Below are 22,933 nucleotides of genomic sequence, written 5' to 3'. Positions count from 1 at the left end.
AAAACCTTCCACCGATCCTGACGGTCCTGTAGTAGCCTGTACCTGTCTTAAATTATTTATGAGTTGAGGTGACTACCATGCGGCAGATTAACTTTGTCGTCATCTTTGTCATTTGCTTGGCCCTCGTACTGTTTGCCATCGAAAATACAGACCCCGCCACCATCCATGTGGTCAGTGGAATCGATATTCAAGCACCGCTGTGTATAGAGCTCATGATTTCCCTAGGGATAGGTGCTGTCCTGGCCTGGGTATTTAGCGTATGGGTGCAGGTGCAGGGTTACTTCAACGTCAATCCTCAGGTGCAGCAGCGGGAAATGAAGATTCAGCAATTGGAAGAAGATGTTGAGCGCTATCGGGTAGAACTCGAAGATTTACAACCAATGTTGCCTGGCTCAGCCAAGGGAACTGAAACGGAAGAGGCAACAGCTTAGCCTAGACGCTCAGGCGCAATGCCAGGTTGATGACTGCTGGCACATGGGGTAGTCACAAACCATTGGATGGAAGGGAAGGGGTAAAGGTGTGGGAGAGCGCCTTTTCCCCTTCCTTTTTTATTTGCTAAATAAAAATTAATCAAAGGGCGCCTAGTGCCTTGAACCCCTCGGTTGCCAAGTGATTTTTGCTGGTTTTGAAAGCTGTCTATGGGTCTTTGGAGCTGAATTTGGCAGTTTATTTTGAAATTTCAATTCTTCTAGGCTATAGTGCATTTGTTCACGCTATATGTAGCGTTGGCGTTGTTGGTTTAGGTAATCGACTAGGTAATCGACAACGACGCGTTAGCAATTGCTCAGCATTGGGTGGCCATGGCTAATTCCTTAGCTCAACGTGCGATCGCATTTCTCATTGACCTATCCGAACGGGGCGAAATTGACCCGTGGGATGTCAACGTGATTGATGTGGTAGATCGGTTTCTCAAAAGCCTCAAGGAGCAGGAACCCCCAACCGACACCAACGGCCGTTCCCCCTACGAAAAAAATCTGTCCGAATCGGGCCAGGCCTTTCTCTATGCCGCCATGCTGGTGTTGCTCAAAGCCGACACCCTGATCCGCACCGAAATCGAAGAGGAAGTCACCGAGTTTGAGGAACCCGAAGAATCCTTTGAACCCCAGGGCTATGCCAAACGCCTACCCCGCAACCTAGAACACTATATTCACCGCCGGGCGGTAGCCAACCCCCCGGAAAAACGGCAGGTAACCCTACAGGAGCTGATCGCCCAGTTGGAAATGATGGCCGTGGCCATGGCCAACCCAACGCCGCGCAATCGCCACCGGGGTGCAAAACCCCACTCCAAAAGCAAAGCCATCAGCACCATCGCCCAGCTGGCCCACCAGGAAAACCTATCGGAAATTGCCGACGCCCTCTCCACATTCCTCGATCAATATTGGGAAGAGTTGGAAAGTGCCATTGACTGGATGGACTTTGAGCGCCTGCTAGAACATTGGGCCCACTTCCGCCCCGCTATCCTCGGCGGCCCCATTACGACAGAATTAACCGACGAAGACTATCGCCATGAAAAAGTTGGCGTATTTTGGGGGCTGTTATTTTTGTCCTCCCAGTCTAAGGTAGAGCTAGCCCAGGACCGCTTTTACCGTGACCTCAAAATTAGACAGTTAAACGAAGTCACCATGGCCGATGTGCCCGCCTATGTATTGCCGGATTAATACGTGCTGTCGGATTAAGGACCGATCAAGCCAGGGGCATTGGAACAAATGAATAGGCGTCAGACATCCGTAATGAAAGATATTTTGTAAGTGTCAAGCTAGGATACAAATATACAAAAATCAATATTTTCCTGGCCACTGTGAGGCATCGATGAAGAGCATCTATATGCGTGGGTATACTGTAAACGCCTCTTGTTAATATCTTGACGTTGCCGATGTTCTTATTTCTGGCTTTGCCAGACTAACTTCGGTAATCAATTGCAAATTTTAGAATGCTTCTGAAGTTTGTTTTGGTACAGCTCTGATCACCTAACTTAAATTTAGATTAGTAGGTTTAGTAATAGATTTAGAGCCCAGCGTTTGCTGTTGTGACGGAATCATCCAGTGATATCCGTTTATTTTTACTTTTTAGCTGTTAACTAAGGACTAGAGAGAACATTTATGAAAGCCATGATCTTGGCCGCAGGGAAAGGTACTCGTGTACGCCCAATCACCTACACTATTCCGAAGCCGATGATCCCCATCCTGCAAAAGCCAGTGATGGAGTTCCTATTGGAGCTACTCAAACAGCACGGATTCAATCAGGTCGTGGCCAATGTCAGCCACCTGGCCAATGAAATTGAAGGCTATTTCCGCGATGGTCAGCGCTTTGGTGTAGAACTAGCCTATTCCTTTGAGGGCCGCATTACCGACGGGGAATTGGTGGGTGATGCCCTGGGTTCTGCGGGTGGTATGCGCAAGATTCAAGACTTCTCTCCGTTTTTTGACGATACCTTCGTTGTGCTGTGCGGTGATGCCCTGATCGATCTGGACCTGACGGAAGCGGTCCGACAGCACAAGGAAAAGGGGTCCATCGCCACCATCGTCATGAAGTCGGTGCCCCTGATGCAGGTGCCTAGCTATGGTGTGGTAGTGACTGACGACACGGGTCGCATCCAGTCCTTCCAAGAAAAGCCCACGGTCGAAGAAGCCCTCAGTACCGATATCAACACCGGTATTTACATCTTTGAACCGGAGATCTTTAATTACATTCCCTCCGGCCAAGAGTTTGACATTGGTGGTGACCTGTTCCCCAAACTGGTTGAAGCGAAGGAAGCGTTCTACGGCATCAGAATGGACTTTGAGTGGGTGGACATTGGGAAGGTGCCCGACTACTGGCAGGCCATTCAAGATGTCCTCACCGGTCAAGTTAAGGGCGTTAGCATTCCTGGCCAGGAAGTAAAGCCTGGGGTGTTCGTCGGTCTAAATGTGCAGGCAAACTGGGACAAAATTGATATTCAAGGCCCGGTTTATATCGGTGGTATGGCCAAAATCGAAGACGATACTACCATCATCGGTCCCAGCATGATTGGTCCCAACTGTTGCATCTGTAGCGGTGCCGTGGTGGACAAGAGCGTGATCTTTGAATACTCTCGCATTGGTCCTGGGGTAAGGCTGATCGATAAGCTGGTGTTTGGTCGCTTCTGTGTGGATAAGACCGGTGCCTCCATCGATATGCAAGAGGCCGCCCTCGATTGGTTGATCACCGATACTCGTCAAGCGGTCCTGTCGGAGCCCCCGATTGAGCATCGGGCTATTACCGAATTGCTGAACGAAGCTTTGGTATGAACCCTACGGTTTAGGCCGGTAACGTAGGGTGGGCAATACCCACCTTCCTGCCCAAAAAAGTGCACCCAAAAGCCCTGGCATTTGCCAGGGCTTTTTGATTATTCCGCCTCCGGTATGCCGTACCTAGCAGCGCCCGCCCGCCGTTATTCCGCCTCTGGTACGCCATACTTAGCAGCGCCCGCCCGCGTTATTCCGCCTCTGGTATACCGTACTTAGCCGCGCCCGCCCACCGTTATTCCACCTCTGGTATGCCGTACTTAGCAGCGCCCGCCGCCGCGATGGAAATTAACACCACCGCTGCCATCGCCCGTACCGTCAAGGTTTCACCCAATACCAAAAATCCAGCGGCAGCGGCCAGCATGGGCTCCACACTGAGCAACACCCCGAACACATTTACCGGTAGCCGCCTCAGGGCCACCATTTCTAGGGCATAGGTGACGGAGGAGAGGGCGGCCACGGCGGTTGCGATCGCAAGCAACCGCCAATCCAACAACGTCGTCCCCGCTGCCCCCACTCCCATGGGCAGCAGTAGAATTGAGGCAAAGACCATGCCCCAGGCCAGTCCTTCCAAGCCAGGTACCACTTCCCCCGTCGCCTGGGTCAGCAAAATATGCCCGGCCCAGGCGAGGGCAGACAGGATGGCGAAGCCTAACCCGAGCGGGTCCAGCCCACTGCCCTGGAGCGGTGCTAACAGGATGACGCCAAACATCGCTAGGGTCACCCACAGCACATCTAACCAGCGGCGCGATTTAATCACCGCCAGTCCCAGGGGGCCGGTAAATTCAATCGCCACCACCACCCCCAGGGGAACCCGGTCGATAGCTAAATAAAACAAAGTGTTCATTAGGGCCAGCGCACCACCATAGGCCAGCACCAGGGGCCAGTGGTTACGAGCCCCCTGCCAACGCGGTCGCCACAGCACCAACAGCAACACTGCCGATAGGAAGACCCGCAAAAATACCGTACCCAGGGGGCCTGCCAGCTCAAATACGGACTTGGCCAGGGCCGAACCCAACTGCACCGTGAATCCCGCCAGCAGGACCAGCGTCGGCGCTGGGATGCGGTCTGTTAAGGAGGTTTGCACTTATGTAGGGAGCTGGGAAGGATGCGGCCAGGGAAAGCAGGGGCGCAGGGGGGAAGGGGGAAAAAGGAAGGGAGAAAGGGGAAGGGAATTGAACTTAGGCGGCGGATGGGGGATGGTCATGGTTAAGGGTGCGCTCTCTGTTCTCATTAGCTAGCTTACACAATGCCAGCACCTGTGCTGGGGAAAGTCGGCCTTGAAGATAGAGCAACCAAATACGGCTGCATGGACCTTTTTGCATGGTGTAACTCCCAGGAACATAGGGGGCTATGTCTACTCTAGCCAGGCCAGGCCAAATGGCGGTTGTGGAGGTGCCAACCTGGAGACTGGTCGATCTAGACACTCAAACCCTGTCAAAGAATTGACCCTTTGGGGGCCTAGTGGAACTACACCAGAATTGAAGCCCTTTCCTAAAGTCTATTAGCCTTGATTTTCTCCTAAGCAGCAATGGCTCCCCTTCCCCCTTTCTTCCTTTCTCCACTGCCTCCTTTCTAAACGCTGGCCTAAGATTGTTTATTAATCGTCCGCGACAGCCACAAGCACCCCACCAGACCCGCAAAATGGGAAATCAAAGTATTAACGGTGGACTGTACCAAAAACACATCCAGGGGCTCCACTGCCAGGGAAGGGTTTGCGAGGGCCACATTGCCCTGGGGTTGGGAAATCACCTTGAGCATCAAGGCCCCCACTACGCCCCCAGCCCCCAGCAAACCAAAAAACATACCTAGTATGCTGATAACCAAGCCTGTGGCGATGATCTTAGCGGCGGCCTTAGGTTTGGGTCGCAGGTCCGGATTGGTGGATTTGAGTTTGCGGGCAAAGAGGGTATATTGAAACGCCCAAAATGCACCGACATAGACGGCTACCAGTCCTAGGGCCGCCAGCAGAAAGCCGCCGCCTGCTGCAGCATTTTCAGCCCCGCCCCCCCGATTAGTGACCGACTGTAGCCCTAACAGAGAGGTAACAAATAACAGGGTGGCGATTACACCACTAACGATTTGGACCCAAAAGCTGAGCCAGCCCACTAGGCGAAAGTTATTGGCAATTCGACGAACGGCTGGGGGTAGGGAGTAACCAAGTTCACCGGTCATAATGGGTTCCAGAAACGTCTCTATCCATAGCAACTGTCCTTAGCCAATTCCCCAAGGGTAGAAAATTAGCAGGATCGTTGCAGGTCACGGAGGTTAGGTAACCTCGGCCTTTTTAGGGGCTTTTTTAGGAATATTTATCAATCCTAGCCAATGTGACCAACGTTATCTTGACATTCTTGACCCGATTGGTAAACCTTAGGGCCGATATGGTTTCCTATAGCCATTTCAGAGGGGCTAAAGGAAAATGTATTGTCCATGGGGTCCAAAGGTTGATTGACTAAGGTAAACCGCTTAAGGGCGCGCGGGGGGATATCGTCAGGGGTGATCTGCTGGAAGGTGAGGCCGTCAATGTAGGTGTGGCCATGGTTAAAGCTCTGGTAGGTCCAGATTTGGACATAGGCGGATTGGGCGGGTGCGATCGCACCCGCAAAATAGTCATGCCACTTCACCGCATCAATCCGACCCACATCAGTCCGGGCTAAAAAACTCCCCTTTGCATTAAAAAACGTCATGCCAAAGGAGCTGTATTCCTGGGATGTGGAGTAGCCATAGCCCATCAGCCGATAAATTCGTCCAGGGGCAACCCTGACATTCTGAGTCGTCCCACTATCCACCGTCGAGAGTACCAGAGCTGCCCTGCCGCCATCCGTCTGGGATATCCGCTCCGTCCCTTCCAAGGTGACCCAATGGGCAAAACCAGCTTCAAAATTGCCATTACACAACAGCCAACGGCCCCCTGTCCCATCGGCCATGGGCAGAATCGCATCTTCCTTAGCAATGGCCTGCCCCGCCGCAGGTACAGCAAAAGATACTACATCCTCGACCGAAGAAACTAAGTCTAACGGGGATGCTACATCACCCGCTTCCAATGCATTGATTGTCTCTAAAACATTCATCATCGGTAGATGTCCGACTAACAATCGGCCTATTTAGTTATTAGGCGGTCAGGAAGCCCACAACCGCAATGGGTCGAAATGAGTTGAGCAACTAGCAAACCCGATAGATCTTCCTCTTTATCTATTGACCCAAGGTTCGTCGATAACTATATTTAGTGTGTTTCACTAGAGAGAAACCCACCGATGTGGTACTCGTAATTTTGAACATACTATCCACAGTAGATGTCAGAATTTAGAACCTCTATATTTGGAAAATGAGCGAACCGTCCATATTAAGGTTGTCTAAGAATGAATTTACTCGATACTACAATCCTTGGGACCATACCCCAATAATCTGTATCATTGAGCAATGATCCATCCGAAAAATCAACCATAGATCACAAGTCTCATCCCAACCACATCAATGGGCCAAAAAGCCCAGAAATAGTCCTAAAAAGACTGAAAAGGGTCTAGCCCATATAAGGTTCTAAGGTTCACAACGCAAAAATATGCACCCAAGGACATTTTATCCATCCTGAGTTTCAACCCGACTCATTACCGGCAAAAACTGCCAGATGTCAACAAATAGCGGTCCCCTGGGCAGGCTATTACCTTTGTCCCCTCTGCCCCTTTACTCCTTCACTTTTTCACCTCTACCACACAGGGTCTGTAATAACAACTACAGACCCTTACATATTCTTATCCACCTTACATATACTTATCCAACAAAAGACCCAACTTAGCCTTTGTTGCAGCAGGTGCCGTAGCCAAGGGAGTAATCACCGCATATTGCAAAGCAGAATGGGCCTCTGAAGACGGCGGATTCTCCGTCAGTCGTCGTACGACATCTCGAATCACCAACTGGGCATTCACCGCATTCTTTTGTAAATTGCCAATTACCATTTCCACCGTCACACTGTCATGGTCCGGGTGCCAACAGTCATAGTCCGTTGCCATGGCCAAAGTGGCATAGGCCATCTCCGCCTCCCGCGCCAGCTTAGCCTCTGTCAGGTTGGTCATGCCAATTACCGTAGCCCCCCAGCTGCGATACAGATGGGATTCCGCCTTAGTGGAAAACGCCGGGCCCTCCATACACACATAGGTGCCCCCTCGGTGGAGGGTCACCCCTGCCAAATCGAGGCTTTCTACCGCATCCCCCAGGAGTGCCGCCAGATTTTTGCAAATCGGATCCCCAAAGGAGATATGGGCCACAATGCCCTCACCAAAAAATGTCGCCACCCGGTCCTTAGTCCGATCAATAAACTGATCCGGAATCACCATATCCAACGGCTTCACCTCTTCCTTCAGGGAGCCCACCGCCGAGGCTGACACCAGGTACTTCACCCCCAGACTTTTCATGGCATAGACATTAGCCCGAAACGGCAGTTCCGTCGGCATCAGACTATGGCCCCGGCCATGGCGGGCCAAAAAAGCCACAGGCGTACCATCCAGCTGGCCGCAAATCAACGCATCGGAGGGTTTACCAAAGGGCGTATCGATCGTAATCTCTTCCACATCCGTCAGGGCATCCATTTTATAAAGACCGCTGCCGCCGATGATGCCAATGTCTGCCTGGGCCATGGAGATGTCCTGCTCTAAAACTGCGTTGGGTTAAGGACCATAACGGTCCGCCAGCCATAGTACTAGAGGTAACCCCAGGCAAGCCATTTTTTAGGGATCTGTTTATAGATGAGTTATAGATGAGCCCGAACTAAGGCCCTTGAATAAGTGCCTATCATGGCAGGTTCCCCCCTCAGCTGCAGAGCAAAACCAAGCTTCTAAACCACCTTTCTATGCAACCAGCCAAAAACTCTCCCCTCCTGGGAGGGGCAACGGGGTGGGTTATCCACTAGCGCTGATAGCCCGAACTGAAGCCCCTGAATAAGTACCTATCATGGCAGGTTCCCCCTCATCTGCAGAGCAAAACCAAGCTTCTAAACCACCTTTCTATGCAACCAGCCAAAAACTCTCCCCTCCTGGGAGGGGCAACGGGGTGGGTTACCCACTAGCGCTGATAGCCCGAACTGAAGCCCCTGAATAAGTGCCTATCATGGCAGGTTCCCCCTCAGCTGCAGAGCAAAACCAAGCTTCTAAACCACCTTTCTATGCAACCAGCCAAAAACTCTCCCCTCCTGGGAGGGGCAACGGGGTGGGTTACCCACTAGCGCTAATGAGCCCGAACTGAAGCCCCTGAATAAGTGCCTATCATGGCAGGTTCCCCCTCAGCTGCAGAGCAAAACCAAGCTTCTAAACCACCTTTCTATGCAACCAGCCAAAAACTCTCCCGTCCTGGGAGGGGCAACGGGGTGGGTTACCCACTAGCGCTAATGAGCCCGAACTGAAGCCCCTGAATAAGTGCCTATCATGGCAGGTTTCCCCCTCAGCTGCAGAGCAAAACCAAGCTTCTAAACCACCTTTCTATGCAACCAGCCAAAAACTCTCCCCTCCTGGGAGGGGCAACGGGGTGGGTCACCCACTAACGCTATGGGCAAAAAGTTTTCTAAGCCAACCCCACCAGCTTCTCACTCAGCTCCCACAGCCGACGGGCCTTCACATCATCCAGGGCCTCGTTCGACATTTCCTGCACAAAGGACTTTCGCCCTTCCTGCTGACGGTTGCCCCAGCTCCAGTAATAGCCCGACTGCTCATAGCCAGGATCAGCCGCCACCGCCGCCACCCGATCCCCAGCCAATGCTTCCGTCACATAGCCCTTAGTAACGTTCTTTTGGAACCAGGGGAAAATGGTGCGAAATGCAGGATAGTGATTGCGGAACAGTTGGGTTTCCGCCACACAGCCAGGATAGAGCGAGCTAAATACAATATTGGTCGAGTCGCCATAGCGCCGGTGCAGCTCCCGCATAGTCAGCACGTTGCACAGCTTACTGTCCTTATAGGCCTTGCCCGGCTTAAACTTTTTGCCATTGGCCATGGTCACAGGAGCCTTGAAGCCCTGTTCGAACCCTTCCAAGTTGCCCAGGTCCGGCGGGGCGGGGAATGGGATCTTGCCCCCCAGTTCCTTGGGGTTCGCCGTTACCGTACCCAGAATCACCAGACGGGGATGGGAAGATTTTTTCAAGTCCTCCAGCATGAGGTTACACAGCAGAAAGTGGCCCAGATGATTCGTAGCCATGCTCAGCTCGTAGCCCTCTTCACTACGCAGGGGCTCCTTCAACAGGGGCAGATATACCGCCGCGTTGCACACCAGGGAGTCTAGGGTTTTACCACTGGCCCGAAACTGATTTACAAAGCTCCGGACGCTATCTAAGCTAGCCAGGTCCAGCTTCATGATGGTGTAGGTGCCATCGGCCATGCCGACTTCCTTCGCCACCTTTTCAGTTTTAGGCAGGTTGCGACAGGCCATCACCACGTGCCAGCCCCGTTCGGCCAATGTCTTTGCTGCATAGAGGCCAACGCCGGCAGAGGCCCCGGTGACAATTGCGGTTGATTGCTGAGATTGGTCCATGGGTATAGATGTCTAAAAGCGCGTATAAACTGCATACCACGACCCAGGTAAAATCGACGGTTTCCTTGACGGTAAACCCACCGTTCTGGACGTGGCTAACGTTTGTAAATCCGTGAGGATACTAGGATCTCATATGGTTGAGCCTTAAGGGTTATCTGAAATAAACCTTAAGCAATGTGAGGCAAAATGATGGAATGTGGGGATGAATGAATCGATGTTAAGCCTTTGGCCTTGCTCTATGGTTTTGTTTTGTAGCGGCTGATTGATGCCAACCCTTACCATGTAGGCCCCCAAAGACAAGCCATCCATACCAATGGGGATCGCTTTGCAGTGACTAACCCCTTTCAGCGGGTGTTGATCCAGTTAGCCCTGGGTTTTAAACCCTGGGGGGTTAAAGTGTCCTTGCCAAATAGATAATTTGTACCCTTTCATCCGAGCATCTGGTCTATAGCGACTTTATGGAGCCGTCACTACTGGTATCACCTGGCGTTTTTTGAAGCTAAACGCTAAGACGATTTGGCTGGATGCGGCGGAGAATTACAGACAAGATGTGGTGTCGATTTTGGGCATCTTGATAATGGCGGCAGGAGAAGAGAAATGACGGTTTGGCTGGATGCGGTGGAGAATTACAGCCAAGATGTGGTGCTAATTTTGGGCATCTTGATAATGGCAGCAGGAGAAGGGAAATAGGGACCGGCAGTAAAAATACAGAAGGGAAGAGACAGAATGCAGAAAACAAAAGGGAGGAGACAGATTTTACTCTGTGGCTCCTGACTCCTGACTTCTGCATTCCTCATGGATCGCCCTTAAACTATGGAGTTAACCCTTAGCTTTTAGGGGCTCGTCCCACCTTGCCACCAGAGCCTCCTTTGCCGCCCCATGACGGTGAGGACCCTTTACCTTGGGTTTTGCAAAATGATCCTTGAAATCGGGAGGGATCGCCAAAAACAAGGGGGGTTTGCTCAGGTTGTGCGGGCTGATTGGGTTCTTGGATAAAGCCTAGAGCTTGGAGGGCTTTTGGGCTCCAGGGTTTGCCCATAAACATAAACATGCCGGGGGCGTCGGAAATGGTCAGGTACAGGTGGCAGCGGCGCTTGGTGTGCCAAAATCGTTGCTGTTTCATGGCAGTTCGCTGGGTCAAAGCAGAGTGATGTGACATAGGCGGAAGAAATAATGACTCGGGTACCAGCTTAGGTCAAGAAGTCCTGACTGGATAGAAATTAGCGGGCAGAATGCAGAATTCACTATGGATTCTGATGCGTGGCTGCTAACTCCCATAGCCAGGGATTTTTCTCACCTCAAGCTCGGACCTTTTTTTCAGGGACTGCAATCAAGGCATCCTTAAACTTCCCAAAGAAGAAATAGAATCTCCAAGGAAGAATTATTTTTTTTGATAGATGCAGTAAGCAAGGTTCGCTATCTTTGGGATAGTGATTATCCTGGGGATCGCCTATGGTACCGTGGTTAGGTATGGTGAGATGCCTTAGGAATCTTGCTTGGACTGGGTAATTTTACGTAGGTGGATAGGCCAACTACGCTTGGGTGATCAGCTAGGCTGATCAGTCGGGTTGATAAATGCGGTTTGATGCAGTCTTGGGTCAGACTTTCTTTCCGTTCTACTCTTCGTACAGTTCCGGACTAACCCGGACTGTTTAATATGTTTTTTACAAAGCCCTAACTCTTTGAATTCCAAGGGTTCTAGACTTCAGGTACATCAGGTACAAAGGTGCACCAATATTTTTTTGGAATTACTGAGAGCCTTTCGAGGTAGGCCATTTTAGTAAAGGATAGAGAAAATATCGCTGGTATCCTTCTCTGCTATCTTTTCTCTGATTGAGTGGTTGTACTCATGAATAAAATTCCAAATCGCTCCGACGTGGTTTTCTAGCTTTGCCAACCAAGCCCCCGATCCGATAGTAGAAGGCTTCTCGGAACCCACCCCGCGCCCCTCTCAGGAGGGGGGAGTTTTTGGCAAGGTCTCATTGCTGAATGAATCCCAATCACCGCCAATATCAGTGCCGTTGGTAACTCATTAAGTTCTCAAACTCCTGTGCCTGTCCGTTCTCTCTCATAAATAACCAGCTGATCATCCCCTGGCCCCTTCGGCGACTCAAACGGCTCAGTCAGGTTCTTCACCACAATGTACAAAATCGGCACTATAAATAGACTCAAAAATGTCGCCACAAACATGCCACCAAATACCGCAGTACCTAACGACTGACGACTGCCCGCCCCGGCCCCCGTCGCAATCATCAACGGAAAAATACTACTCAGCGTTGAGATCGCCGTCATCAAAATCGGCCGCATCCTGGCCTGGGACGCTTCCATGGCCGCATTAGTAATGGACAGGCCCCGGTCCCGCAGCTGGTTGGCAAACTCCACAATCAAAATGGAATTCTTACTAGCTAAACCAATTAACATCACCAGACCAATCTGGCAGTACACATCATTGGGCAATCCCCGCATGGTCTGGGCCAACAATGCCCCAAATACCGCCAGCGGTACGGCAAAGAGGATAATCACCGGGTCCACATAGCTCTCGTACTGGGCCGCCAGCACCAGGAATACCAAGACAATCCCCAGCCCAAAGATAATCGGGGCCTGATTGCCGGACTCAATCTCTTCTAAGGCGCTGCCGGTCCATTCGTAGCCCAGGCTAGCGGGTAATGCCTGGGCGGCAATCTCTTCCATAGCGTCGATGGCCGCGCCGGAACTAACGCCGGGAGCTGCGGCACCGTTAATTTCAATTGACCGGAAAAGATTGTAATGGTTAATGGTTTGGGCTCCGGTGGTGTCCCTGAGGGATACCAGGTTCCCCATGGGAATCATCGCGTCGTTGTTGGAGCGCACGTAGAGCTTGTTGATGTCGTCTGGGGTGGAACGGTACTGCTGATCGGCCTGGACATAGACGCGATAGGTACGGCCCTGGAGGGTAAAGTCGTTGACATAGCGGGACCCGAGATAGGTTTGTAAGGTGCCAAAGACTTCGTCAATGTCCACGTTGAGTGACTTGGCCTTGTTGCGGTCCACATCGATTTCAATCAGAGGAGAGTTGGCGGCATAGGTGCTAAACACCGCCTGCAGGTTGGGGTTTTGGTTGGCCGCCCCCAGCAGACCATACATGTTTTGCACCAGGCTATCGATGCCGAGAGTGCCGCGTCGGTCCTGGAGCTGAAACTGAAAGCCGCTAAAGCTGCTGAGACCCTGAATGGATGGGGGATTGACCGGAAACACCCGGGCTTCGGTAATGCTGGAAAACTGGCCAAATAGCTGGCCAATCAGACTAAAGGATGTCACTCCTGGGGGACGTTCCTCCCAGGGTAACAGGGTGGTGAATATCACTCCGTTGTTGGCGGTGTTGCCGGTAAAGCCAAAGCCGCCCACGGCAAAGGTGGCGCGCACTCCGTCCTGGGCCAAAATAATTTCTTCCACCTGGCGCATCACCTGGCTGGTTTGGTTGAGGGATGAGCCGTCTGGCCCTTGGATCAGGGTGATGAAATAGCCCTGGTCTTCGTCGGGTAAAAAGGCGGAGGGTACACTGTTGTAAAGCCAGCCGGTTAATACGAGGGAAGCGACGAAGGCGGCAATGACAAAAATCTTGAATTGGTTGAGGATGCGCAGGGTGTCGCCGTACTGCTCCCGCAGATTATCTAAAAAACGGTTGAAAGGGTTAAAGATAATGTCGAGCCAGCCGTGGCCACCTGGGTTTTGGCGCAGCAGCAGACCGGCCAGGGAGGGGGTGAGGGTGAGGGCGTTGAAAGTGGAAAGTGCGATCGCAAACGCAATAGTCAACGCAAACTGCCGATAGAGCGCCCCTGTCGTTCCCGGAAAGAAGGCCACCGGAATAAACACCGCCATCAGCACCAACGACGTGGCAATCACCGCCCCCGTCAGTTCCCGCATCGACTCCATGGCCGCCCGCTTTGGCGGCATGCCACCCGTTTGAATCTTCGAGGAAATATCCTCCACCACCACAATGGCATCATCCACCACTACCCCCGTCGCCAGGGTGAGACCAAACAAGGTCAAACTGTTAATGGAAAAGCCAAAGATTTTCACAATGGCAAACGTGCCAATTAGCGCCACCGGGATAGTAATCGCTGGAATTATCGTCGTCCGCCAGTCCTGGAGAAACAAATAAATCACCAGCACCACTAGGACCACCGCCTGGATCAACGTCCACACCACCTCAGAGAGGGACTGCTCCACAAACTCAGTAGTATCAAACCCGATGCCATACTCCATGCCCTGGGGAAACTCTTCCGCCAGGTTTGCCATGGTATCCTTAATGCCCTGGGCAACTTGCAACGCGTTACTCCCCGGCAGTTGGAAAATCCCCAGACCCACCGATTCATTACCCTTAAACCGCAAAAACGTGTTGTAACTCTCCGCCCCCAGCTCCGCCCGACCCACATCCTTCAGCTTCACCAGGGCACCGTTCTCACCGGTTTGGATTACCAGTTCCTCAAACTCAGACACCTCTTGCAAGCGGCTCACCGCCCGCAGGTCAATCTGAAAGTTTTGGTCATCGGGCGATGGGGGCTGACCAATTTGCCCCGCCCCCACCTGAATATTTTGCTCTCGCAACGCATCCACCACATCCTCAGCCGTCAACTCTCGACTGGCCAACCGTTGCGGATCTAACCACAGTCGCATGGCATAGGTACGTTCACCAAAAATTACCACATCCCCCACACCGGGCACCCGTCGCAACGAATCCACAACGTAGAGATCAGCGTAGTTACTCAAAAACACATTGTCAAAGGTGCCATCTTCCGAAAACAGACTCATGGCCATGAGAATGTTACTGTTTTGCTTGGATACCACCACTCCCGTCTGTCGCACTTCTTCCGGTAGCTGGGGCTCGGCTAACGACACCCGGTTTTGCACATCCACCGCCGCGATATCTTTATCTCGACTGGAGTCAAAGGTGACAACAATATTGCTAACACCGTTGTTGCTGCTATTGGAGGAGATATACCGCATTCCCTCCACCCCATTAATTTCCCGCTCCAGCACCGTGGTCACCGCCTTCTCCACGGTTTCAGCGTCGGCCCCAATGTAGGCAGCCGTAACATTAATCTGGGTGGGACTAATGTCTGGGTACTGGGCAATGGGCAGGGTAGGAATACTCACCGCACCAATCAACAGAATGATAAGGGCACAAACGGTAGCAAAAACAGGCCGTTTAATGAAGTAGTTGACCATGGGAGATATGGGTGAGGAGGAATGTGGGGGCTGGTTTTTGTGCCTGCTCTTTTTGGGGGAAGGGGGAAAAAGGGAAAGGGGAATTTAGCGGCTGGCCTTTCCTCCGGGGACAGGGATGATGTCCTATGGCTAAAATCACCCTTAAGGAGCAGTAGCATCTGCCTGGGGAGCAATCGGCACCCCATCCTGCAAATTCAACAGACCGGTGACAACAATCTCCTCATCTTTCGTAAGCCCCTCTAAAATCTGGAAATTATTTCCCTGCATGGCCCCTAGGGTGACGGGTCGCAGCAGGGCCACCGGCCCTGCTACCGGGGGCTGCCCCTCTGGCGGCGATGGGGCATCTGCCGCCACATAAACAAAGGATTGCCCCCCCAACCGGGTGATCGCATTGGCTGGCACCAAAAGACCCAAACGTTCTGACAAAGTGACCCGCACATCCACCCGCTGATTGTCTTGAAGGACCCCCGTGACGTTATCAAACTGGGCCTTAGCCAGTACCGTTTGGGTGGCGGCATCGGTCTGGGGTGAAATAAAACTTAGGGCACCTGCCGCCACGGGGGCCTCTGCACCAAAGGTTAACAGCTCCACCGGCATCCCCAGCTGGATCTGACCGATCTGCTCGGCGGGAACAGAGATTTCCAGTTCTAGGGTTTCATTTTGGGTAATGGTGGTGAGGGTACCGCCGGGCTGTACGTAGTCCCCTAACGCTACGGGAATATTGCCCACCACACCAGCAATGGGAGCCGTCACGGTTTTATCTAGCAGGTCTTCACGGGTGGCCTCGGCCGTCGCCTGGGACTGTTCTAAAAACGCTTCGGACTGGCCCAAACTGGCCTGGGCCGCTTCAATTTCTTCTTGGGCGGCGGCCAGGGACGCAACGGCTGCGCTGAAATCCCGTTCCACCTCATCCAGTTCTTGCTGGGACTGGGCTCCCGCCTGTACCAGGCGCTTTGTCCGACCAAATTCAGTCTCTTGCAACTTCACCTCTGCTTCCAGGCGGATTCGCTGCGCTACCAGGGCCTGGAGCCGAGACCGAGAATTATCTCGCGCCGACTGGGCGGCACTGATACTGGCCAGGGCTGCACTCAGTTCCGCCTGGGAACGGTCGGCACTCAGCTCCATAATCGGATCGCCCGCCGCTACCCGATCTCCCGAGGACACATAGATTCGCGTAATCCGGCCATTGGCCTCGGGCTGCAGCACCACCCCCGCCTCGGCATCCAATGTCCCGACAAACGAAGCCTGATCCCGCAGCGTTGTCGGTTGCAGCCGCTCCAGGGTCACCGGCACTGCTCCGCCCATGGGTGGACCCCCAGGGGCTGCACCGCCACCACTCAACAGTCGCCACAGGGCAAAGCCTCCGCCCAAGAGAACAATCAAGGCAGCTAGCCAAATCAACCAATTACGTTGGACCGGCTCAGCTACTGAAGAAGACTGCATAGGAGATGTCTCTGGATGTTTCTCTGGTGCTACTGAAGAATTAGAGACTGACGGGGTAGAAGGTGAAGTCATAACAAGCCCTGTTAGCAGGAATCGTTGGCCACGAACCTGGATTTTATAGTTCCATGTTATCGAACTTTAGTAAAAATATACTAATTCATTTAGTCAAATGGGTTTCGACTTTCAATGCCCTAGTCAGCTCCCCTAAATACCTACAAATCCATCGTCGTTCACCACAATGAAACTATTAAGACATCAGATGGCTGTAAAAAAATTGCTGCTCTTGCGTAGGTATTGTGGTGGAAAATGTTAATTCCGCAATATCAGCCTTTAAAGAACTTGACACAACAAAAAAAGCGATTTTTGTAGGTTGGATTATGCACACCCTCTAGTCCTTATAGACATTAGGGTGCGGACGTTAAATCTTATAGAGTCCACCATAGCGCATATCTATTTTTTTATGGGTCTGTTTATCCATCGGATTCCATGAATCAAATTCATAGGTCCTCCATGGCATGGACCATGGATATTAAAAGCCACAGACCTCAACATCAGTAGCTCCTGACAAAAATGTTCCAGACAACTTCCAGGCAATATTAACCGGCTCAGTTTACCCTAAACGGGTACTTACATTGGGTATCTCCATGACTACCGCGTCTAAGCTGGCGCAGCATCCCTGGTCTGAATTTTGGGCCGGGGCCAGACAAACCATGCCGCTGATCGTTGGCGCAATTCCCTTTGGTATTATCTTTGGCACCCTGGCCCAGTCCAGCGGTCTATCCTTTGCCGGAGCCATGGGTATGTCCGCCATTGTCTTTGCCGGTTCATCCCAATTTATTGCCCTCGGTCTACTGGCTGCAGGCACACCTGTCGGTATTATTATCCTTACCACCTGGGTGGTAAACCTGCGGCATCTGCTCTATGCCGTCAGCCTGGTGCCCTATGTTAAACACCTCAGCCAAGGCTGGAAACTGCCCCTAGGCTTCTGGCTCACCGACGAAAACTTTATGGTGGCCATCCAGCGCTACCGTCAGGATGACCCGTCCCCTTATAAACATTGGTTTCAGTTGGGTTCGGCCCTAGCGATGTATATCAACTGGCTGCTCTGCACCCTGATTGGTCTTACCCTGGGTCAGCAGATTCCCGACGCCGGTGCCTGGGGGCTGGACTTCGCCATGGTGGCCACCTTTATTGGTATGACTATTCCTTACCTGACCAGTCGCCCTATGGTGGCCACAGTAACCGTATCGGGTATTACAGCCCTATTAGCTAGGGGGATGCCCCACCAATTGGGACTGATGGTGGCTGCGATCGCAGGCATCCTCACCGGCATCCTCACCGAAAACCACCTCAAGACCACCCATGACTAACGAAATCGCCCTCCTCTGCGGCATGACCCTCGTCACCTTCCTCATCCGCTATCCCCTCCTAGCTATGAGCGATCGCATCACCCTCTCACCACGTCTGCTACAGGCTTTAAACTATGTGCCCCCAGCCGTCCTCACTGCCATTGTCATTCCCGCTGTTTTAGTTAATGGTGACAGCCTATGGCTTGACCCGAGCAATCCTCGCATCATCGGAGCCCTGGCCGCCCTCGGCATCGGTCTCTGGCAAAAGAATCTGCTATTAACCATCCTCATCGGCATGGGGACGTTTCTGTTATGGCAAGGCATCGGTGGTGCGTAAATTCCCTTGATGGGCCATATGCCGACTATGTCACAAAACCTTTTCAAGAGGCCGAAGTTATTGCCGGGTTAAAACCCATTTAAAATTACACCAGTCTCTCCAAAGGATACAAATAACTAACACCGTTTTAGAAGAGAAAATACGCCAACAAGCCCTAACAGAAGAACAATTAAGGTCCACTCTTTCCACCCTCCAAAACACCCAGAGTAAACTCATCCAAGCAGAAGAACTATCTAGCCTAGGAAAAATGGTTGGTGGTATTGCCCATGAAATGAATAACCCCCTTACCTTAATTGATGGCAATTTAGCCCCCATGGCTCAATATGCCCACGAGCTCAAAAGAGTGTTCAAACTCTATCAATCGCTCGACCTCGAGATACCCCAGTCCATCCAAGTAAAACTAGACGCCATCGATCTGGACTTTATCTTCCAAGATATCCCCAACATTCTTCGCTCCATGAGGACCGGCACCAAGCGCCTAGAAGGAATGATTAAGGGGTTACAGGACTTTGCCCATTTAGATCAATCCGCTGAGAAAACCATCGATATTCACCAAGCCCTTGATCGCATCCTTCTCATGATCAACTATCGATTAAAATCTTCTCCATCAAGAGCTGAAATTATGGTCGCAAAAGACTATGGCTTTAGCCTGAACATAATTGAGTGTTACCCTCAGTTACTCAATCAAGCCCTTTTTCAAGTACTCACCAATGCCATTGATGCCATTGATGAAAAATGTGGAACTACCCAGATGCTAGCAACAATTGTCTTACCTCCTAAAAGGCCAAAACAACCCTAGTTATCGATCCACTTTCACTAACTGAGTCACTTCCGCCATGCCGTTGTGCACGACCCAAAAAACACTGTAGCAGCTGATTTGCATATTCCATCGCTGCCCCGACTTACCATCTTTGCCTCGTTCATAGCCAGGGCGTGGGTCCTGGGCTAAGGTTTCAGTAATCAAACAACGTATGCCCTCTGGATCTGTACTGCCTTGCAAAACAGTATCTGCGTCGGCACTCCAACTGACTGGCAGGGACGGCTCTTGATAGATCGCCCAGGCCGTAGACGCATGGCTCATGGCATCGGCATAGGGCACATAGGGCTTCACATCCAGCACCGGGGTGCCATCCAAAAAATCTCCCCCCTGCACCTGTACTCGCAAAGTGCCTTTTTGTGCCGTTACCCCCAATAACTTCACCGCACTCATGCCAATGGGATTGGGCCGATTTGGACTGCGTGTTGCATATACCCCAACTGCCTTATTTCCCCCTAGACGAGGGGGTCTCACCAGAGGCTTAAACTCACCATAGGACTGCCCATGGAACACAAACAGCACCCACAGGTGGGAAAACTCTTCGATGCCCCGTAACGCCAGCTTGTTCTCCTCGGTGGCCTCAAACACAATATCCCCATAGGCCGACGCCACTAACCCAGCCTGTCGAGGAATTCCAAATCGATCGGGATAGCAGGATTCAATGTAGGCAATGGGAGTAAACGTAACCTCGGCAACCATCAGACAGCTGGGTCAAAGACCTTCCCAGAATAATACGGGCACGGCTGGATTGGGGTACCAACTCAAAGCGGGACGTTTTCCCAAGAATAGTATTCAGAAGTCAGGAGTCAGGAATCAGGGCCTCACTGGCTTATGACTCCTGGCCCCTGATTCCCCACCTAGCCAGGATTTTCCGGGTTAAGTTGATACCCCTGGATTGGACAGTTTAGATAAGCTCCTGTCATTACTAGATTTCTCGATGGATCAGGCTCGGTTCGGCTACCATCAATGGGGATCAGTAACTGAGTTGTCTTCACCCCTTTTGGGGGTGTTTCGGTCGGCGTAAATCGAACAAAGACGGATCATCGTCTACTGTGTTAAATTCGCCACAGTTGCTAAAAAAGAACCACATCCCAAGAGACATGGTTCTCATCCCAATTCAAAAAGATCTATTACCCGTGGGGGCTAACCGATCGAGTTAGCCCAGTCCTTCGCCCAGTTCAAGTGCTGATGCACGTCTTCGATGGTTGCCGCCTCAGAATAAAGCCGCAACACTGGCTCAGTCCCACTAAAGCGAATCAGCAACCAGCTGCCATCGGCCAAGTTGAACTTGTAACCATCAATAGACAACACATTGTCAACGGCCTTGCCCGCTACCTCAGTGGGGGTCGCATTTTGCAAGCTATCTAGCAGCTTGGCCCGCACTTCCATATTGGCCAAGGGCAGGTCAATCCGGTCGTAGGCGGCTGAAAAACTGGTTTGCTGGCGCAGAGCCTGGTTGAGCTGGCCAAAGTCCTTACCGCTTTTCACCACGGCTTCCAGTAGATATAACGCCGATAGCAGGGCATCCCGCTCAGGAATGTGATGGCCATAGCCAATTCCACCAGATTCTTCCCCACCGATCAACACTTGGGTTTCTAGCATCCGGTCGGCAATGTACTTATAGCCAATGGGAGTTTCATGCACCGATAGACCATGCATTTCAGCGACCTTTTGCATCAGGTTAGAGCCACTGATAGTTTTGATCACTTCACCCTCAAAACCGCGATGGGCTTTCAGGTGATCGATCAAAATTGGAATCAGCACCTGGGAGCTCAGGAATTCACCTTGGCCGTCCATGCCAGCGACGCGATCGCTATCGCCATCGAAGATGATGCCGACAGTTAGGCCTTCAGCACCGGACTGATAGCGTTCTTTAATGGCTTTGTAGAGTTTCGGGATATACTTGGGCAGCGGTTCTGGAGCCCCACCTTCAAATAGTGGATCGGCATCACCGTTGATTTCATGGATCGGCATGCCGAGAATCTGTTCAAATCCGCTGGCGGCTGAACCGTGCATCACATCGGCAAATACGGTGAGCTGGCCATCGGCAATAGCCCCCCGAATCGCCTCGATATCTACCATGCCCTGGAGGGCTTCGCAGTAGCTGGGCCAAGGGTTGAAGGACGTGATGGTTCCCGGTGTCTCCGCCACAGGCTTACCGTCAGACAGTAACGCCTCCACTTTTTGCGTCACCTCTGGCGGCACCGAGCCGCCAAAGGCTCCTTTAACCTTCAAACCAGAATAGGCCGCTGGATTATGGCTGGCCGTAATAACGATGGCCCCTAGGGCTCCTTTTGCATGGGCCGCCCAGCTAAAGGCCGGGGTGGGGGCAAAGCATTCTGATAGCAACACATCGTACCCCGCCTGGGCTACGGACTCAGCCGCATGGCTGGCAAATTCAGGGGAGAGAAAACGACGGTCATATCCCACAATTACCGTACGACTGCCATTGCTGCCGTAGCATTCTTCCAGGACCTTGGCAGACAGGGCCGCCACGAGGTCCACCCGTTCAAAGGTAAAGTCGGCGGCAATCATGCCACGCCAACCGTCCGTACCAAATTGTATTGACTTACCAACAAATACCGATGGAGATAATACAGATTCCATAATAATTTCAGTAATGCAACGTCTAAGGAATACACGGATGCAACTAGGGATCCTGATTGATCCTCCCGCAGTTTAAACAGTGTCCTTAGTAAATGCTAGAGGGTAGAACTCAGTAGCATCGTGTTTTTTGAACTTCGCCTTACTGAAATAGACTGACTAAGCCTAAAAGAGTTGCCTAGCCAGGTGACATCTAGGATGGGTATCTGGCTAGGCATTTGGCAGTGAGGTTTGGGTCAACCCGGTCTCAGCTCGGATGATCACCATGGTGAAATAGCCGGGAAAGTGACTGGTGGGAACCACTATACGGATAGGCCTTCTATAGTGAAGGGGGCCTTGGCAGATAACTCGATCATGGCAATATTGCTCATGTTTTCTAATTTTAGTATTTGCAGCGGTAGCAGGGCCGTTTCGGAACTATCGGGCCACCGAAAAGCTTTGTCAGTGTGGATATTGAGTACCTTGCCACTGCTTTCTAATACTTTCAGCACCATGGGTTGGGTGCAGCGACCCCATAGACAAAAGGAGTCGATGGCGTTATCGACGGCGATGGACAGGTGGTTGTCATTCCCCGTCGGCATAATCACCCGCTGACCCGCTTTGGCCACAAACCGTGGATTGGATGGAATGAGTGCGATCGCACAGGCAAAAATCACCTCATTAAATTGGCTAGTTACCATTTCCAAAGAAGCCAAACTCTGGAAATCAAATCCCGTAGGCACATCGGTAATGTTTAATATATTTGCCGTTACATCTAACGTACCGGCAGCATTTAAACAGTCAATATTAAGGGCAAACACGGATTGTCTCCTAAGCGGTTATTTTTCGCTACATGATCGGACTCGGTGATTCCTTACCTGTCTACATAAAATGACAGCGATTCATAACAGCAAAACTAATGTTAATAAGCGAAACAAAAATCATCTGCACCCTACGTTAAGAATGCACGGACCAAACCAGATTGAAACGTTAGGTATATAAAGAAACTAACGAACATAGGCCTACAACCTTGAAAAATCGATAAAGCCTCTGGCAAGGGGGATACACACCATTGATTTTCAACCTATTTCCCTGGAGAAATACCTCCCAGTATTTATCTAGGGACCACATCAGACTAGTGTGATAACCTAGTCTGGTAACAGTAGCAAGGCCCACCAATGCTTCAAATATAGTTTGGTTGCATGAGTGGTTGCTTAATGTGAGCTGAAACGGGATGTGGCGCAGCTTGGTAGCGCACTTCGTTCGGGACGAAGGGGCCGCTGGTTCGAATCCAGTCATCCCGATTTTTTGTAGACAACCTATTAGGCTAGTGGCCTATGGACCGCTAGTAATCTGTGAGAAGTCTGACTACAAATCCAGTCATTTCGATTTTTTGACTTATCCAGACAGCGCCTATGGA

At 51.7% G+C, this 22,933-nt stretch carries 18 protein-coding genes and 1 tRNA gene; 7 read left to right on the top strand and 12 right to left on the bottom strand.

Going from position 1 to position 22,933, the window contains the following annotated elements:
* Positions 1–77: 77 nt before the first annotated feature.
* The 3 genes from VB741_RS05505 (at position 78) to VB741_RS05495 (ending at position 3,266) form a co-directional block, all read left to right on the top strand.
* Positions 78–431 carry a LapA family protein gene (locus VB741_RS05505; RefSeq protein ID WP_323364146.1) on the top strand — a complete coding sequence of 118 codons (354 nt, stop codon included), beginning with the start codon at positions 78–80 and terminating at the stop codon, positions 429–431.
* Positions 432–800: 369 nt separating this feature from the next.
* Positions 801–1,658, top strand: coding sequence for a segregation/condensation protein A (locus VB741_RS05500; RefSeq protein ID WP_323364145.1), 858 nt, complete (start codon positions 801–803; stop codon positions 1,656–1,658).
* A 441-nt stretch (positions 1,659–2,099) separates the two neighbouring features.
* A complete protein-coding gene (locus VB741_RS05495; RefSeq protein WP_323364144.1) occupies positions 2,100–3,266 on the top strand; it encodes an NDP-sugar synthase in 1,167 nt (388 codons plus the stop codon).
* Between the two features lie 232 nt (positions 3,267–3,498).
* On the opposite strand, the gene VB741_RS05490 is transcribed toward VB741_RS05495, so the two are convergent.
* From VB741_RS05490 to VB741_RS05450, 9 genes are all read right to left on the bottom strand, one after another.
* Positions 3,499–4,350 (bottom strand): EamA family transporter, encoded by an 852-nt coding sequence (locus VB741_RS05490; protein WP_323364143.1) that lies wholly within the window; start codon positions 4,348–4,350, stop codon positions 3,499–3,501.
* Between the two features lie 94 nt (positions 4,351–4,444).
* On the bottom strand, positions 4,445–4,588 hold the full coding sequence (locus tag VB741_RS05485; RefSeq protein ID WP_323364142.1) for a hypothetical protein: 144 nt from the start codon (positions 4,586–4,588) through the stop codon (positions 4,445–4,447).
* A gap of 262 nt (positions 4,589–4,850) precedes the next feature.
* On the bottom strand, positions 4,851–5,438 hold the full coding sequence (locus VB741_RS05480) for a DUF3611 family protein (protein WP_323364141.1): 588 nt from the start codon (positions 5,436–5,438) through the stop codon (positions 4,851–4,853).
* 143 nt (positions 5,439–5,581) lie between these two features.
* Positions 5,582–6,337: a hypothetical protein gene (locus VB741_RS05475; protein WP_323364140.1), complete on the bottom strand. Its 756-nt coding sequence runs from the start codon at positions 6,335–6,337 to the stop codon at positions 5,582–5,584.
* Positions 6,338–7,021: 684 nt separating this feature from the next.
* Positions 7,022–7,894, bottom strand: a complete 873-nt coding sequence (locus tag VB741_RS05470; RefSeq protein WP_323364139.1) for an S-methyl-5'-thioadenosine phosphorylase — start codon at positions 7,892–7,894, stop codon at positions 7,022–7,024.
* Between the two features lie 919 nt (positions 7,895–8,813).
* Entirely contained in the window at positions 8,814–9,776 is a 963-nt protein-coding gene (locus tag VB741_RS05465; protein ID WP_323364138.1) for a protochlorophyllide reductase, read from the bottom strand.
* A gap of 826 nt (positions 9,777–10,602) precedes the next feature.
* Positions 10,603–10,935 carry a hypothetical protein gene (locus VB741_RS05460; RefSeq protein ID WP_323364137.1) on the bottom strand — a complete coding sequence of 111 codons (333 nt, stop codon included), beginning with the start codon at positions 10,933–10,935 and terminating at the stop codon, positions 10,603–10,605.
* 881 nt (positions 10,936–11,816) lie between these two features.
* Positions 11,817–14,984 carry an efflux RND transporter permease subunit gene (locus VB741_RS05455; protein ID WP_323364136.1) on the bottom strand — a complete coding sequence of 1,056 codons (3,168 nt, stop codon included), beginning with the start codon at positions 14,982–14,984 and terminating at the stop codon, positions 11,817–11,819.
* Positions 14,985–15,125: 141 nt separating this feature from the next.
* Positions 15,126–16,427: an efflux RND transporter periplasmic adaptor subunit gene (locus VB741_RS05450; protein WP_323364135.1), complete on the bottom strand. Its 1,302-nt coding sequence runs from the start codon at positions 16,425–16,427 to the stop codon at positions 15,126–15,128.
* 644 nt (positions 16,428–17,071) lie between these two features.
* Here VB741_RS05450 and VB741_RS05445 point away from each other — a divergent pair.
* The 3 genes from VB741_RS05445 (at position 17,072) to VB741_RS05435 (ending at position 18,912) form a co-directional block, all read left to right on the top strand.
* Entirely contained in the window at positions 17,072–17,797 is a 726-nt protein-coding gene (locus tag VB741_RS05445; protein WP_323364134.1) for an AzlC family ABC transporter permease, read from the top strand.
* Complete coding sequence (locus VB741_RS05440) at positions 17,790–18,113, top strand: AzlD domain-containing protein (RefSeq protein WP_323364133.1); 324 nt, start codon at positions 17,790–17,792, stop codon at positions 18,111–18,113. Before VB741_RS05445 ends, VB741_RS05440 begins: the two co-directional genes overlap by 8 nt.
* Before the next feature lie 247 nt (positions 18,114–18,360).
* Entirely contained in the window at positions 18,361–18,912 is a 552-nt protein-coding gene (locus tag VB741_RS05435; protein ID WP_323364132.1) for a hypothetical protein, read from the top strand.
* On the opposite strand, the gene tsaA is transcribed toward VB741_RS05435, so the two are convergent.
* The 3 genes from tsaA to VB741_RS05420 form a co-directional block, all read right to left on the bottom strand.
* Entirely contained in the window at positions 18,913–19,629 is a 717-nt protein-coding gene (gene tsaA / locus VB741_RS05430) for a tRNA (N6-threonylcarbamoyladenosine(37)-N6)-methyltransferase TrmO (protein ID WP_323364131.1), read from the bottom strand.
* A 444-nt stretch (positions 19,630–20,073) separates the two neighbouring features.
* Positions 20,074–21,537 (bottom strand): phosphoglucomutase/phosphomannomutase family protein, encoded by a 1,464-nt coding sequence (locus VB741_RS05425; protein ID WP_323364130.1) that lies wholly within the window; start codon positions 21,535–21,537, stop codon positions 20,074–20,076.
* A gap of 299 nt (positions 21,538–21,836) precedes the next feature.
* Positions 21,837–22,334, bottom strand: coding sequence for a hypothetical protein (locus VB741_RS05420; protein ID WP_323364129.1), 498 nt, complete (start codon positions 22,332–22,334; stop codon positions 21,837–21,839).
* Between the two features lie 409 nt (positions 22,335–22,743).
* On the opposite strand from VB741_RS05420, the gene VB741_RS05415 reads away from it, so the two are divergent.
* Positions 22,744–22,817 (top strand) — tRNA-Pro (locus VB741_RS05415).
* Positions 22,818–22,933: the final 116 nt, after the last annotated feature.

Source organism: Leptothoe sp. PORK10 BA2, assembly GCF_034932105.1.
Taxonomy (GTDB): domain Bacteria; phylum Cyanobacteriota; class Cyanobacteriia; order Phormidesmidales; family Phormidesmidaceae; genus Leptothoe.
This window is presented reverse-complemented; position numbering and strand designations above follow the sequence as displayed.

Bases quoted from the DNA above. Each gene is read 5' to 3' on its own strand.
- VB741_RS05505 (WP_323364146.1), top strand. From the start codon at position 78: ATGCGGCAGATTAACTTTGTCGTCATCTTTGTCATTTGCTTGGCCCTC.
- VB741_RS05500 (WP_323364145.1), top strand. From the start codon at position 801: ATGGCTAATTCCTTAGCTCAACGTGCGATCGCATTTCTCATTGACCTA.
- VB741_RS05495 (WP_323364144.1), top strand. From the start codon at position 2,100: ATGAAAGCCATGATCTTGGCCGCAGGGAAAGGTACTCGTGTACGCCCA.
- VB741_RS05485 (WP_323364142.1), bottom strand. From the start codon at position 4,588: ATGCAAAAAGGTCCATGCAGCCGTATTTGGTTGCTCTATCTTCAAGGC.
- VB741_RS05480 (WP_323364141.1), bottom strand. From the start codon at position 5,438: ATGACCGGTGAACTTGGTTACTCCCTACCCCCAGCCGTTCGTCGAATT.
- VB741_RS05475 (WP_323364140.1), bottom strand. From the start codon at position 6,337: ATGATGAATGTTTTAGAGACAATCAATGCATTGGAAGCGGGTGATGTA.
- VB741_RS05470 (WP_323364139.1), bottom strand. From the start codon at position 7,894: ATGGCCCAGGCAGACATTGGCATCATCGGCGGCAGCGGTCTTTATAAA.
- VB741_RS05465 (WP_323364138.1), bottom strand. From the start codon at position 9,776: ATGGACCAATCTCAGCAATCAACCGCAATTGTCACCGGGGCCTCTGCC.
- VB741_RS05460 (WP_323364137.1), bottom strand. From the start codon at position 10,935: ATGTCACATCACTCTGCTTTGACCCAGCGAACTGCCATGAAACAGCAA.
- VB741_RS05455 (WP_323364136.1), bottom strand. From the start codon at position 14,984: ATGGTCAACTACTTCATTAAACGGCCTGTTTTTGCTACCGTTTGTGCC.
- VB741_RS05450 (WP_323364135.1), bottom strand. From the start codon at position 16,427: ATGCAGTCTTCTTCAGTAGCTGAGCCGGTCCAACGTAATTGGTTGATT.
- VB741_RS05445 (WP_323364134.1), top strand. From the start codon at position 17,072: ATGACTACCGCGTCTAAGCTGGCGCAGCATCCCTGGTCTGAATTTTGG.
- VB741_RS05440 (WP_323364133.1), top strand. From the start codon at position 17,790: ATGACTAACGAAATCGCCCTCCTCTGCGGCATGACCCTCGTCACCTTC.
- VB741_RS05435 (WP_323364132.1), top strand. From the start codon at position 18,361: ATGGTTGGTGGTATTGCCCATGAAATGAATAACCCCCTTACCTTAATT.
- tsaA (WP_323364131.1), bottom strand. From the start codon at position 19,629: ATGGTTGCCGAGGTTACGTTTACTCCCATTGCCTACATTGAATCCTGC.
- VB741_RS05425 (WP_323364130.1), bottom strand. From the start codon at position 21,537: ATGGAATCTGTATTATCTCCATCGGTATTTGTTGGTAAGTCAATACAA.